Origin of the sequence: Kribbella sp. VKM Ac-2568, assembly GCF_004345365.1 — a bacterium.
GTDB lineage: Bacteria > Actinomycetota > Actinomycetes > Propionibacteriales > Kribbellaceae > Kribbella > Kribbella orskensis.
On the sequence record NZ_SLVF01000017.1, the window covers coordinates 176,722 to 189,870 of the forward strand.

Genomic DNA, 13,149 nt, shown 5'->3' on the forward strand with positions numbered 1-13,149 from the left:
ATGATCCGTTGCCGAGCCCGACCGCCGGACTTACTGTCACAGCATGGGTGGGGTACCCGGTGGTAAGCCGAGTCTCCGGGCGGCGAGGCCACTGGTGCTGGTGGTCGATGTCGACCCGGAGCGACTGGACCGGCTCGAGAGCGAGCTCGAGCGAAGTTTCGGAGTCGACTTCCGGGTCCGGGGCGAACTGACCGCGCCCGACGCGCTGCGCAGTCTGGAGCTCGCGCACGAGCTCGAGCAACGCGTCGCGGTCGTCATGGTCGACCACGAGCTTCCTGCCACCGAGCGATCCGAGGTCCTGCACCGCGCCCGCAGTCTGCATCCTGACGCACGGCGCGCGATGCTGATCCCGTGGGGCGCCTGGGCCGACCGCGACACGGCCGCCGCGATTCTGGCCGCGATGGCCGTCGGCGACATCAACTACTACGTCCTGAAGCCGTGGATCAACCGCGACGAACTCTTCCACCGCACTGTCGCCGAGTTCGTCCAGGAGTGGTCCCGCAACGAGACCGCGAACTGGCGCGAGGTCGTCGTCATCGCCGAGCAACACTCGGCCCGGGCCCACGCCATCACGAGTCTGCTGAGTCGCAACGGGATCCCGAACGCCTTCCGGCCGAGCGGCTCCCCCGAGGCGAACGATGTCCTGCACGCGATCCACGAGCCGGATCCCGGGGCCGGAGTACTGGTGTGGATGGCCGCGGTCGGCAGCACGATCCTGCACGACCCGACCGATGCCGAGGTCGCCGAGGCGTGGGGCGTCCGCACAACTCTGGCGGACGAGGGGCGCGCGTTCGACGTACTGGTGATCGGTGCCGGGCCGGCTGGGCTGGCTGCCGCCGTCTATGCGTCGTCCGAGGGGCTTCGGACGCTCGTGGTCGAGCGCGAGGCGATCGGCGGGCAAGCGGGGACGAGCTCGCTCATCCGCAACTACCTCGGGTTCTCGCGCGGTGTCACCGGGTCGGAACTGGCGCAGCGCGGTTACCAGCAGGCGTGGGTGTTCGGCGCGCACTTCCTGCTCATGCGGCAGGTGACGCGGCTCGAGGAGAAGCCGAACGGCTTCCTGGCGGAGATCAGTGACGTCGGCGAGGTCACGGCGCGCGCCGTCGTCCTGGCGACCGGGGTGGCCTACCGCCGGCTCGGCGTCCCGGAGCTCGAAGCACTGACCAGTGCCGGTGTGTACTACGGGGCCAGTGTGTCCGAGGCCCATGGGCTGACCGATCGAGATGCCTGTGTCGTGGGTGGCGGCAACTCGGCCGGGCAGGCCGTCCTGCACCTGGCCCGCTACTGCCGTCAGGTCAGCATCGTGATTCGGGGCGAGTCGCTCGTCCAGAGCATGTCGCGCTACCTGATCGACGCGATCGACGCGGCCCCGAACGTGGTCGTCCGTACGTCGAGCGAGATCGTCGGCGGAGGTGGCGAGGGCAGGTTGCAGAACATCGTGCTGCGGCATCGGCGGACCGGCGCGGAGGAAACCCTCAACGTCGACGGGCTGTTCGTGATGATCGGCGCCGAGCCTGGGACGCGGTGGCTGCCGGAGATCGGGCGGGACGAGCACGGGTACGTCCTCGCCGGCTCGGACGCGGCGGCCGATCCCCTGTGGACGCAGTCGCGTCCGCCGAAGCCCTACGAAACCACCATTCCCGGGTTGTTCGTGGTCGGCGACGTGCGCTGCGGCTCGGTCAAGCGGGTCGCCTCCGCCGTCGGCGAAGGATCGGTGGTGGTGTCGCAGATCCACGAGCACTTCAAGGGCGCGGATGGCTAAGCGCCGGTTCATCTACTCCCCCGCGATGCTGGTGGCCACCGCTGTGGCCCTGCTGGTTCCCTTGGCGGGGTTGGCGTTGCTCATCCGGCGACCACAGCTCGACGTGCACTGGGAGCACCACCCGTCGCACTTCTGGCTCGTGCTGATCACGGCGGCGCTGAGCGCAGTACTGGCTTATTCCACCGGGGCTGCTGCCTTGCAGCGTGGGGATCCGCGAGTGCTGTTCGTTGCGCTGGCGTTCCTGTCGGCTGCGGGGTTTCTGGCGTTGCACGCGCTGGCGACTCCCGGCGTACTGCTCGATACGCCCAATGTCGGGTTCGTCTTGGCGACGCCGGTCGGGATCACGATCGGGTCGATCTTCGCGCTGTTGTCGAGCCCGAACCTGACTGGTCCCCGGCTGCCGAGGGCGATGCGGTGGGGGCGGCTTCTGCGCACGGGACTGTTTGTCCTGATGGCGTTGTGGGCGGTTGCCTCGGTGACCCGGCTGCCGCCGTTGCACAGTACTTCGGTGCCCGAGAGCGCCGATGGGATCCTGACCGCGCTCGCTGTGCCCGCGATCTTGCTGTACGCCGTGACCGCGATCCGCTACCTCGGGCTGTGGTGGCAACGACCGTCGCTGATGCTGTTGTCGATGATCGCGGCCTTTGTGCTGCTGGGCGAGGCGATGGTGGCGCTGGTCTTCGCGCGGAACTGGGCGCTGTCCTGGTGGGAATGGCACGCACTGCTCCTGCTCGCGTTCATCCTCGTGGTCGCCGGGGTGCGGATCCAGTGGCACGAGGAGCGCTTCTCGGACCTGTACCTCGCCGACACCGTGTCCGGCCGCCGCGAACTGAGCGTGCTCTTCGCCGATCTCCAGGGCTTCACCACCTTCTCGGAGAACCACGAGCCGGGCGAGGTCACCGCCATGCTCAACACGTACTTCGAGGTCGCCGTACCGCCGGTGGTTCGCAGGCACGGTGGTGAGGTGGATCGGATCATCGGGGACGCGCTGATGGTCACGTTCAACAAACGGGGTGATCAGCCGGACCACGCGGCCCGGGCAGCCGCGGCCGGACTGGCGCTGCAGGAGGCAGCGGCGGTCGTCCGGGCCGCACATCCTGACTGGCCGCAGTTCCGGGTCGGCATCAACAGCGGAGTCGCCTCGGTCAGCCTGCTCGGCACCGAGGGCGGCCGGACCCACACAGTCATCGGCGACACGGTCAACGTCGCCTCCCGGATCGAGGGCAAGGCACCCGGCGGAGGAGTCGCCATCGGGCCCGGCACCAAAGCCCTCCTCCCCGAGGCCGTCACCGAGTCGATAGGCCTCCTCGACCTCAAAGGCAAAGCCGAACCTCTCCAGGTCCACCGCCTCATCTCCCTCCGCCCCACCCCCACCCCAAACCCCCCACCCACCGACACCCTCACCTGACACCAGCAGCCAGGGGACCGTGAGTGGGCCTAGCGGGCGCGTTCAGCGGCTGGAATCTGTGGGTGGGTTCGGCGGGTGGGTTCGGCGGGTTGAGGGCGTGGGGTTGGAGCGGTGGGGGCGAAGGGGAACCCGTGGGTTTGGGGGTGGGTTTCGGGTGTTCATCTCTTGGGGGTTGGCGGGGGGTGGTGGGGGTGTGAGAATCCGGCACATGTCTGCCCAGAACCGATCACGGCGCCGCCTGGGCGCCCTTGTGGTCACCTCCAGTCTCGTCGTGTCAGGTGTCGCCGTGATCGCGGCCGCACCGGCACTCGCCGCCTCGTCCACCGTGGTCATCACCGAGGTGTACGGCGGTGGCGGCAACTCCGGCGCTCCGTACACGAACGACTTCATCGAGCTGACGAACAACAGCAGCTCCCCGGTCGAGCTGACCGGCTGGTCAGTCCAGTACGGGTCGACCGCCGGCACCACCTGGACGAACAAGATCAACCTGACCGGCAGCCTGGCTCCGGGCGGCGTCTACCTCGTCCAGGGCGCAGGCGGGGCCAACGGACAGCCGTTGCCGACCCCCGACGTGACCGGCAGCATCAACATGTCCGCCTCGGCCGGCAAGGTCGCGCTGGTCCAGTCGACCGACAACCTGGCCTGTGGAGCGGACTGCGACACCGCCGCCGGCGTGATCGACTTCGTCGGCTACGGGAGCGCGACGAACGACTCGGAGACCAGCCCCGCGCCGGGCACCTCGAACACCACCTCGGTCACCCGCAAGGACCCGACCAAGGACCTCGACAACAACGCCACCGAGTTCGAGGCGGTCAACCCGTCGCCCAAGACGCTGACCTCCGCTCCCCCGGACCCAGACCCGGTGGACGCGAAGATCCACGACATCCAGGGCGCCGCGCACCTGTCGCCGCTGGCCGGCAAGCTCGTCGCCAGCGTGACCGGTGTGGTCACCGCGAAGAGCGGCAACGGCTTCTGGTTCCAGGACACGCAGCCCGACGACAACCCGGCCACCAGCGAAGGCCTCTTCGTCTTCACCAGCTCGGCTCCGACCGTGGCGGTCGGCGACGCGGTGACGGTCAAGGGCACGGTCGCCGAGTTCCGCCCCGGCGGCTCGGGCGGCACCGACAACCTGACCACCACCGAGGTCACCAACCCGACGGTCGCCGTGACCGGCACCGCCGCCGTACCGGCTGCGACCATCGTCGGCCCGGGCGGCCGGGTGCCCCCGTCGACCGTGATCGACGACGATTCCACCGGTGACGTCGAGACCACCGGCACCTTCGAGCCGGCCACCGACGGCCTTGACTTCTGGGAGTCGCTGGAGGGCATGTGGCTCGGCATCAACGAGCCCGAGGTGACCGGCCCGACCAGCTCCTTCCGCGAGCTGTCCGTCGTTCCGAAAGGCTCGAGCCTCCGGACGGTCCGCGGCGGCATCCTGCTGCAGAAGACCGACAGCAACCCGGAGCGGGTCCTGCTGGACGACGTGCTGGCACCGGTTCCCGACGCCAAGACCGGGGACAAGCTGGCCGGCACCGTGACCGGCGTGCTGGACTACGGTTTCGGCAACTTCAAGTTCCTCGTCACGCAGACCCCGACCGTGATCGACGGCAACGTCCAGCGTGAGAAGACCAAGCCCTCCTCTCCGCTGCAGGTATCGGTCGCGACGTTCAACGTGGAGAACCTGGACCCGTCCGACGGCGACGCCAAGTTCGACGGACTGGCCCAGGCGGTGGTGAAGAACCTCGCCTCACCAGACATCCTCGGCCTGGAGGAAGTGCAGGACAACGACGGCGCAGTGAACTCGGGGACCACCGGCGCGGACCTCACGCTGAACATGCTGGCCGCGGCGATCCTGAAGGCCGGCGGCCCGGAGTACGCGTGGCGGCAGATCGATCCGGTCGACGGCGCCGAGGGCGGCGAGCCGGGCGGCAACATCCGGGTCGCGTTCATGTACCGCACGGACAAGCCGGTGAAGTTCGTCGACCGCGCCGGCGGCGGCTCGACCACGGCGACCACGATCACCACCGACCGCTTCGGCCGGCCGCACCTGAGCTCCTCGCCGGGCCGCGTCGACCCGGCGAACCCGGCCTGGGCGGCCACCCGGGTACCGCTCGCGGGCGAGTTCACCTGGCACAGTCAGAGCCTGTTCGTGGTGGTCAACCACTTCAGCTCCAAGGGCGGCGACGACCCGCTCTGGGGCCGGATCCAGCCGCCCGTGCAGAGCTCCGCGCCGAAGCGGCACGAGCAGGCGCAGTCGGTGCGGACCTTCGTCGACCAGATCCTGGCCAAGGACACCGGCGCGAACGTGATCGTGCTCGGGGACCTGAACGACTTCGACTTCTCCCAGACTGCGGACATCCTGATCGGTTCCGGCAAGACCGCGCTGATCAGCCTGCCGAAGACGCTGCAGGCCCCCGAGCGGTACAGCTACGTGTTCGAGGGGAACAGCCAGATCCTGGACCAGATCCTGATGTCGAAGAACCTGCAGCCGGCCTCGCAGTACGACATCGTGCACATGAACGCCGAGTTCCCCGACCAGATCAGCGATCACGACCCGCAGGTCGTCAAAGTCGTCCCGCTGCCGTCCTGGGTCCGGTGAGCCGTCGGCCGGCCGTCGGCGCGCGATGACGGCTGGATTACGGCGACCGCCCGGGCGGGATTCTGCTTGAGCGACCGCCGATACTGGAGAGGAGCCGGATTCCCCTGGGATTCCGGCTCCTCGACTGAGGAGGTCTGATGACAGACAGCAGCACCAGGCAGTACGCCGTACAGAAGTCCGACGAGGAGTGGCGGGCTCAGCTGTCGCCGGCAGAGTTCCAGGTGCTCCGCAAGGCGGGCACCGAGCGGCCGTTCACCGGTGAGTACACCGACACCAAGACGATCGGTGTCTACAAGTGCCGGGCGTGTGACGCGGAGTTGTTCCGCAGCGAGACCAAGTTCGACTCGCACTGCGGCTGGCCGTCGTTCTTCGCGCCGCTGGCCGAGGACCGGGTCGAGTACATCGAGGACCACGCGCTCGGCATGAAGCGGGTCGAGGTCCGCTGCGCCAACTGCGGCTCCCACCTCGGCCACGTCTTCGAGGGCGAGGGCTACGGCACCCCCACCGACCTCCGCTACTGCATCAACTCTGTCAGCCTCGCGCTGGCCCCGGCGGAGTAATCACCGCACAGGCCCGCTCTGCCACCGGCAGGGCGGGCTTTCGCGTACCCCCGGAACACGCGGCCGACAGCAAGGCGGCCCCAGACCCGGACTAGAGCGGCCAGACCCGGACTAGATCGGGGTGGCGAGGGCGATGGGGTTGTTGTCGGGGTCGGAGACGTAGGCCTGGCGTTCGCCCCACGGCATGGTGGCCGGTTCCTGCAGTACTGCGTAGCCGGCAGTGCGGAAGGTCTCCACCTGGGCCTCGACGTCGTCGACGTACACGAAGAGCTCGAACCGGGGAGCGGTGCCGACGGTGATGCCGAGCTGCGCCTCCGGCCAGCTGGAGTCCGCGATGCCGAGCGACGACTCGCCGCGCTCGAGGCCGACGTAGTGCGGGTCACCCTCCAGCGGGAACTGGTACCTCGACTCGTAGCCGAGCAGGCCGAAGAACTCGACGGATCGCCGCACGTTCGCGACGTACAGCACCGGGAAGGCTTTGCGTTCCATCTCAGCGCGTCCCCGGTCAGGCCAGGTTCGCGACCAGCTCGCTGAGCTCGGCCCGCTTTCCGGTGTAGAAGGGGACTTCCTCACGCACGTGCCGACGGGCCGTGGACGCGCGCAGGTCCCGCATCAGGTCGACCATCCGGTGCAGCTCGTCGGCCTCGAAGGCGAGCATCCACTCGTAGTCGCCGAGCGCGAACGACGCCACCGTGTTGGCCCGGACGTCGGGGTAGGTGCGCGCCATCTTGCCGTGCTCGGCGAGCATGAAGCGGCGCTCCTCGTCCGGCAGCAGGTACCACTCGTACGACCGCACGAACGGGTACACGCAGATGTAGGCGCGGGCTTCCTCGTCGGCCAGGAACGCCGGGATGTGGCTCTTGTTGAACTCGGCCGGCCGGTGCAGCGCGAACTGCGACCAGATCGGCGCGAGGTGCCGGCCGAGCCGCGACCGGCGCAGCGCGTGGTACGCCTTCTGCAGGGCGTCCGACGTCGGCGCGTGCCACCAGACCATGAAGTCCGCGTCCGCGCGGAAGCCCTCCACGTCGTACCAGCCGCGGATCACCACGTCGTCGTCGGCGGCGAGCTTGCCGACGATGTCCGACAGCTCCGAGGCCAGCTCGTCCCGGTCCGCGTCACCCAGCGGCGTCTCGACCTTGAAGACGGACCACATGGTGTAGCGGATCACGTTGTTCAGCTCGCGCGCCTTGGGCTTCGCGGGCTGGGTGTTCTCGGGCTGTGCGGCGGCTGGAGTCTCGGTCACCTGGCCATTGTCGCCAATGCCTCCAGGTGAGCATGCACCCGGGTTGCCGCCTTCCCTGCCGAGGCGACGCAGGCGGCGATCCCGACACCCCGGTACGCCGCTCCGCAGACCGCAAGCCCAGGTTGCTCCGCCACAGCGGCTTCCACCCGGTCAATGCGGTCCAAGTGACCTACTGCGTACTGCGGGAGCCCCCCGCCCCACCGGGTCACCAGTGAGCCGACCACAGGTGCATCCAGGCCCACTGCCTGGCGTAGATCCGCAGCAGCGAGTGCCGTGAGCTCCTCGTCCGACCGCTGGAGCACGTACTCCTCGCCGAGCCGCCCGACCGAGCACCGCAGTACTGCGAGGTCTCCCCCGGCGTCGGCGGACCACTGCCACTTGGCGTGCGAGTAGGTCGACGCCTTGATCGTGCGGCCCTCCACAGACGGGACAAGGAAGCCCGAGCCTGTCGCGGACTCAGGCCAGTCCTTCTTACGCACCGCGAGTGTGACGATCGCCATGCTCGCGTGGTCGATGGCCGCCAGCTCGGTGGCAGCCTGCGGGACGACCTGGGCCAGCATCCGAGCCCCCGGTGTCGCCGGGACCGCCACGATGACGGCGTCGGCCTGCAGCACGGTGGGAGCGGGCACAGGGCCGACCTCCAGCTCGTAGACGCCATCCGGGCCACGGCTGATTCGCCGTACCGTCGCGTTGCGGTGGATCTGTACGCCGCGCGCCTGCAGGTCCTGCTCCAGCGCGGTGATCAGGCGGTGGATGCCGCCGCGGATTCCGGCGAAGACCGGGGCTCCGTCGGCGTTGCGGCGCTGGCCGGTCTCGCGTAGCTCGGCTGTCGCCGCCAGCAGGCTCGGCGCGGTACGGAGTTTGGCGAACAGCTCGGGGACGGCCGCAGCGAGCGAGATCTCCTCGGCCCTGCCCGCGTACACCCCGCCGAGCAGCGGATCGACTAGCCGATCGGTCACTGCCGACCCCATGCGATCAGCGACGAATCGCCCGATGGCGACGTCCTCGGTGAGCGCGGGCTCGGCCAGCTCAGGCTCGTGCGCGACCTGGTCGGCTGCTTCCTCGCCGAGCACATCGACCGTGCTCGCCGGATCGGTCGGCACGCCCATCACCGTCGGCGGGATGGCGCGGATCCGGTCGCCGATCCAGAGCCCGGCCGAGGTCGTTGCCGGATGCACCAAGTCGGCGGCGAGCCCGACCGCACGGATCAGGTCCACCGCTTCGGGTCGGCGAGCCAGGACAGACTCGGCGCCCAGGTCCACCGGGATGCCTTCGAGCTCGGCGCCCGCCAGCTTGCCGCCGAGCCTCGGCGACGACTCGAGAACGGTGATCCGCGGTGGATTCGGACCGCTCGCCAGCGCATACGCCGCAGCCAGTCCACTGATCCCGCCCCCGACAACCACCACAGACCTTGGTTCCACGCCCCCATCTTCACCCGCCACCACAAGCGACTTGAGGCAGGCCCCCAGTCAGGAACGGGCGGACTTGGCGTGGACCGCTTGAACGACCTTGTGCAGGACCTCGGGGTCCGCGTTCGGCGGAACACCGTGGCCCAGGTTGAAGATGTGGCCCGGGGCGGCCTGGCCCTCGTGGAGGATCCGGTCGATCTCCGGCTCGATCGCGTTCCAGCCGGCGAAGAGAAGGGCCGGGTCGAGGTTGCCCTGCACCGGCTTCGGCGGAGTGCCATCGGCGGCGATCCGGCGTACGGCCTCGTCCAGCGGGACGCGCCAGTCGACGCCGACGACGTCCGCGCCGGCCGCGCTCATCAGTCCGAGCAGCTCGCCCGTGTTCACCCCGAAGTGCAACCGCGGCACGCCGTACTGCGCGAGCGCGTCGAACACCTTCGCCGAGTGCGGCTGGACAAACTCCGCGTAGTCGCGCGGCGACAGCGCGCCCGCCCACGAGTCGAACAGCTGGATCGCCGAGGCACCCGCCTCGATCTGGACCGAGAGGTACGCGATCGCCACGTCCGCCAGCCGGTCGGCGAGCGCGTGCCACAGCTTGGGATCGCCGTGCATCAGCGCCTTCGTCTTGGCGTGGTCCTTGCTCGGCCCACCCTCGACCAGGTACGACGCGACGGTGAACGGCGCCCCGGCGAACCCGATCAGCGGGGTCCCACCCAGCTGCGACACCAACTGCTGCACGGACTCCGTCACGTACGAGACGTCCGCCGGCGTCACCGGGCGCACCGCGTCGAGGTCACCCAGTGACCGGACCGGCGAGGCGACCACCGGGCCCACTCCGGGCTTGATCTCCAGGTCCACACCGACCGCCTTGAGCGGGAGCACGATGTCGGAGAAGAAGATCGCCGCGTCCACGCCGTAACGGCGTACGGGCTGCAGCGTTATCTCCACGACGAGGTCGGGTCGCATGCAGGACTCGAGCATCGTCGTGCCTTCGCGGATCGCCCGGTACTCCGGGAGCGAGCGACCCGCCTGGCGCATGAACCAGACAGGCGTGTGCGGGACCGGCTCACCGCGAGCCGCGAGCAGGAAGGCGGACTCGGCGAGAACACCGGTAGCGGTGGGTGATTGGGCAGGCTGGGTTACGGGCACAGGTCCGATAATCCCATGCCCGGAAGCGGTTACCGGCGCGTCGTCGTCGGCGTCGGTGAGTAATCAGTCGTAGGCTGCGGTGCATGGGTGCCCGCAAGCAGGTCGACGCGCCACCCGCGGAGTTCGCCGAAGCACTCACGCAATTGCGTGGTGCCCGGTTCCGGCCCGAGGTATTCGTCGAGGAGATGCCCGCACCGCAGCGGATCGCACCGCACGCGGCCGCGGTCAGCGCCGACGTGACGGTCGACGGTGACGATATCGCCACCGGCCGTCTGGTCATCCTCTACGACCCGGACGGGAACGACGCCTGGCAGTCGACCTTCCGCTGTGTCGCGTATGTGCGTGCTGCCGTCGAGCCGGAGATGGTGACGGACGCACTGCTCGGTGGCGTTGGCTGGACCTGGCTGATGGAGGCCCTGACCGACCGGGGCGCGGAGTTCTTGGCCCCGAGCGGTACCGTCACTCGCGTGGTATCCGAGAGTTTCGGCGGGATGGCCGATGACGAGGCGACGGCGGAGATCGAGATCCGTGCGTCCTGGAGCCCTGTGCCGGGCCCGGACGGGATGGTTGACGTGACCCGTCATGCCGAGGCGTGGGGCGAGGTGCTCTGCACTGCGGCCGGACTGCCGCCGGTTCCGCCGGGGGTGGTCGCGATGCCGACCCGGCGCGGTCAGCGGGGCCGATGAGCCCGGCCGAGACCCAGCAGCAGCCGCCCGTCCCGGACGACCCGACCGAGAACCTGCCACTGCTCGAACTGCGCGACGGACTCTCCGACGTCGTGGACACCGACCCTGCCCTGGCCGAGGTGGTCGAGGCGTTCCGGGCCGGTACCGGTCCGGTCGCGGTCGATGCCGAGCGCGCCTCGGGCTACCGCTACTCCCACCGCGCGTACCTCGTGCAGTTGCGCCGTGAGGGCTCCGGCTCGGCCCTGGTCGACCCGATCCCGTTCGGCGACCTGTCCTCGCTCGGCGACGCGATCGTCGACGCGGAATGGATCATCCACGCGGCGAACCAGGACCTGGCCTGCCTGGCCGAGGTCGGCATGGTCCCGCGCACCGTCTTCGACACCGAACTGGCCGGCCGCCTGCTCGGCTACCCGAAGGTCGGACTGGCGTCGCTGGTCAGCGAGGTCCTCGGCTACAAGATGCGCAAGGAACACTCGGCCGCCGACTGGTCGACCCGCCCGCTGCCCGGCCCCTGGCTGATCTACGCGGCGCTCGACGTCGAGATGCTGATCGAACTGCGCAACGCGATCGAGGACGAGCTCCGCCGCGAGGGCAAGTGGGAGTGGGCCCAGCAGGAGTTCACCGCGATCCTGAACGCCCCGCCGCGCGAGCCGAAGCCGGACCCGTGGCGGCGTACCTCCGGCATGCACCGGGTCCGCAACCGCCGCAGCCTCGCCGTCGTCCGCGCGCTCTGGGAGGCCCGCGACCAGATCGCCGAGTCCGCCGACATCTCCCCCGGCCGGATCCTCCCCGACGCCGCGATCGTCGAGGCCGCCGCCGCGATGCCGGTCGACCGCGACACCTTGCAGCGCCTCACCGCGTTCAAGGGCCGCGGCGCCCACCGCCACATGCGCACCTGGTGGGAAGCGATCGACCACGCCCGCCGCCTGCCGGACTCCGAACTCCCCAAGCAGGGCCCCCGGTACGACGGCCCGCCCCCGGCCCGCGCCTGGGCCGACCGCGACCCCGACGCGGCAGCCCGCCTCTCCGCGGCCCGCACCGCCGTCAGCGAGATCGCCGAAGCCCACCGCCTCCCGACGGAGAACCTCCTCTCCCCCGACACCATCCGCCGCCTCGCCTGGACACCCCCAGCCGACGCGGACCTGCCCGCCGTCAACACCTTCCTCCGCGACCACGGCGCCCGCGAATGGCAAATCGCCCTTACAGCGGAAGTCCTCACCGACGCTTTGGCCACAGAAGCCCCGCCGGCGGAACAGCTCGACGACTAGCGGCAGCGTGCCTTCCCTGACAGGCCAGGTGGTACTGCTGGCATGGGTGCGGGTGGTCCGCCGGGCATAGGCCGAGGTGGTTCGCGGGCTCCGCTGCGTGATGGTGCTAGTCGTGCTGGTGCGCGTCAAGAGCGCCTTTGGCGTCCCTTCGGGATCGAAACAAGTTTCGACTCTTGACCCACCCCATCCCGACCAGGGAAGGACGCAGCTACGCGGATCCCGCGCAGAGGTCTGAGCCGGGTTCGGGGTGGTGCTTTCGGGGTGGGGTGTACGGACCGACATGTAGTACTGGGGTGGTCGCGGAGGTTCCAGGCGTGGGGTGCCTGCCGGGTGGTGTGTGCGGCGACTACTTCCGGTCCGTCGGTACGCCAGCGGCCCCCCGGGGATGGGTTTTCGTCCCGGTGGGTGGTGGTTGTGCCCGATTCGGGGGCTGGTGCTGGCGGGTTGTTCGACCACTGGCAGGTCGTTCGACCAATGGCGGCTTGTAAGGCGCCAGCGGCCGGACAACCCGTCATCGGGAGGCCGATCGCCGGGCTGGGCCCGAACGGGGTCCGGTGGTGGGACCTCGGACACCTTCTGGGGGGTGTGACGCCGGACGGCGGTGCGGTTGGGGGGACCTCGGACACCGTGTGGGGCCCAGGGACAGGTCATTTCGTGTCCGGGGTCGCGACTTGGTGTCCGGGCCCGCACTTTGTGCACCGGTTGAGTGTCCGGGTCGCCGGGATCTGCTCAGGTGGTGCACAAGGTGCCGGTTCCGGGAGCCCCGCGGCCCGGGCAAAGGAACACCCCGAACTTCCGGGCGAGGCAGCTCCCCGCGCTTCCAAGCAAGGCAACTCCCCGAGCGTCTGGCGGAGGAGCATCCTGGGCCTTGTCGCCATACCTCTGAGCGGCTCCGGGATAGCTGCGTTCCTTCCCTGGTCGGGGTGGTGAGGGTCCAGAGTCGGAACTTGTTCCGATCCCGAAGGGACGCGAAGCGCTCACTGGTGCAGCATGGCGGGTGTCGGCGGCTTTAGATGGGTTGCCGATGCACCCGAGGTGGCTGCTGGGTTACCGCCCAAAGCGCTTGAC

10 protein-coding genes are annotated in these 13,149 nt (G+C 69.6%); 6 read left to right on the top strand and 4 right to left on the bottom strand.

The annotated features are described in order from the left end of the window. The first annotated feature begins 43 nt into the window (after positions 1 to 43). From EV648_RS37480 to msrB, 4 genes are all read left to right on the top strand, one after another. On the top strand, positions 44 to 1,762 hold the full coding sequence (locus EV648_RS37480; protein ID WP_132300380.1) for an FAD-dependent oxidoreductase: 1,719 nt from the start codon (positions 44 to 46) through the stop codon (positions 1,760 to 1,762). Next, complete coding sequence (locus EV648_RS37485) at positions 1,755 to 3,170, top strand: adenylate/guanylate cyclase domain-containing protein (RefSeq protein ID WP_132300382.1); 1,416 nt, start codon at positions 1,755 to 1,757, stop codon at positions 3,168 to 3,170. Before EV648_RS37480 ends, EV648_RS37485 begins: the two co-directional genes overlap by 8 nt. Positions 3,171 to 3,378: 208 nt before the next feature. Continuing rightward, positions 3,379 to 5,769 carry a lamin tail domain-containing protein gene (locus EV648_RS37490; protein ID WP_132300384.1) on the top strand — a complete coding sequence of 797 codons (2,391 nt, stop codon included), beginning with the start codon at positions 3,379 to 3,381 and terminating at the stop codon, positions 5,767 to 5,769. Between the two features lie 137 nt (positions 5,770 to 5,906). Then, positions 5,907 to 6,329, top strand: a complete 423-nt coding sequence (gene msrB / locus EV648_RS37495; RefSeq protein WP_132300386.1) for a peptide-methionine (R)-S-oxide reductase MsrB — start codon at positions 5,907 to 5,909, stop codon at positions 6,327 to 6,329. A 111-nt stretch (positions 6,330 to 6,440) separates the two neighbouring features. On the opposite strand, the gene EV648_RS37500 is transcribed toward msrB, so the two are convergent. The 4 genes from EV648_RS37500 to hemE are packed head-to-tail and all read right to left on the bottom strand — an operon-like array spanning position 6,441 to position 10,127. Beyond that, entirely contained in the window at positions 6,441 to 6,818 is a 378-nt protein-coding gene (locus EV648_RS37500; RefSeq protein ID WP_132192369.1) for a VOC family protein, read from the bottom strand. Between the two features lie 16 nt (positions 6,819 to 6,834). Further along, positions 6,835 to 7,572 (bottom strand): hydrogen peroxide-dependent heme synthase, encoded by a 738-nt coding sequence (gene hemQ / locus EV648_RS37505; RefSeq protein ID WP_132300388.1) that lies wholly within the window; start codon positions 7,570 to 7,572, stop codon positions 6,835 to 6,837. Then, positions 7,569 to 8,993, bottom strand: coding sequence for a protoporphyrinogen oxidase (gene hemG / locus EV648_RS37510; RefSeq protein WP_132300390.1), 1,425 nt, complete (start codon positions 8,991 to 8,993; stop codon positions 7,569 to 7,571). The genes hemQ and hemG overlap by 4 nt, the downstream gene beginning before the upstream one ends. Before the next feature lie 48 nt (positions 8,994 to 9,041). Beyond that, on the bottom strand, positions 9,042 to 10,127 hold the full coding sequence (hemE, locus tag EV648_RS37515) for a uroporphyrinogen decarboxylase (protein ID WP_132300392.1): 1,086 nt from the start codon (positions 10,125 to 10,127) through the stop codon (positions 9,042 to 9,044). Positions 10,128 to 10,210: 83 nt separating this feature from the next. Between hemE and EV648_RS37520 the strand changes: the two genes are divergently transcribed. Next, positions 10,211 to 10,813 (top strand): DUF3000 domain-containing protein, encoded by a 603-nt coding sequence (locus EV648_RS37520; protein ID WP_132300394.1) that lies wholly within the window; start codon positions 10,211 to 10,213, stop codon positions 10,811 to 10,813. After that, positions 10,810 to 12,081 carry a ribonuclease D gene (locus EV648_RS37525; protein ID WP_132300396.1) on the top strand — a complete coding sequence of 424 codons (1,272 nt, stop codon included), beginning with the start codon at positions 10,810 to 10,812 and terminating at the stop codon, positions 12,079 to 12,081. Before EV648_RS37520 ends, EV648_RS37525 begins: the two co-directional genes overlap by 4 nt. Positions 12,082 to 13,149 lie beyond the last annotated feature (1,068 nt).

Bases quoted from the DNA above. Each gene is read 5' to 3' on its own strand.
- EV648_RS37480 (WP_132300380.1), top strand. From the start codon at position 44: ATGGGTGGGGTACCCGGTGGTAAGCCGAGTCTCCGGGCGGCGAGGCCA.
- msrB (WP_132300386.1), top strand. From the start codon at position 5,907: ATGACAGACAGCAGCACCAGGCAGTACGCCGTACAGAAGTCCGACGAG.
- EV648_RS37525 (WP_132300396.1), top strand. From the start codon at position 10,810: ATGAGCCCGGCCGAGACCCAGCAGCAGCCGCCCGTCCCGGACGACCCG.
- EV648_RS37520 (WP_132300394.1), top strand. From the start codon at position 10,211: ATGGGTGCCCGCAAGCAGGTCGACGCGCCACCCGCGGAGTTCGCCGAA.
- EV648_RS37500 (WP_132192369.1), bottom strand. From the start codon at position 6,818: ATGGAACGCAAAGCCTTCCCGGTGCTGTACGTCGCGAACGTGCGGCGA.
- EV648_RS37490 (WP_132300384.1), top strand. From the start codon at position 3,379: ATGTCTGCCCAGAACCGATCACGGCGCCGCCTGGGCGCCCTTGTGGTC.
- EV648_RS37485 (WP_132300382.1), top strand. From the start codon at position 1,755: ATGGCTAAGCGCCGGTTCATCTACTCCCCCGCGATGCTGGTGGCCACC.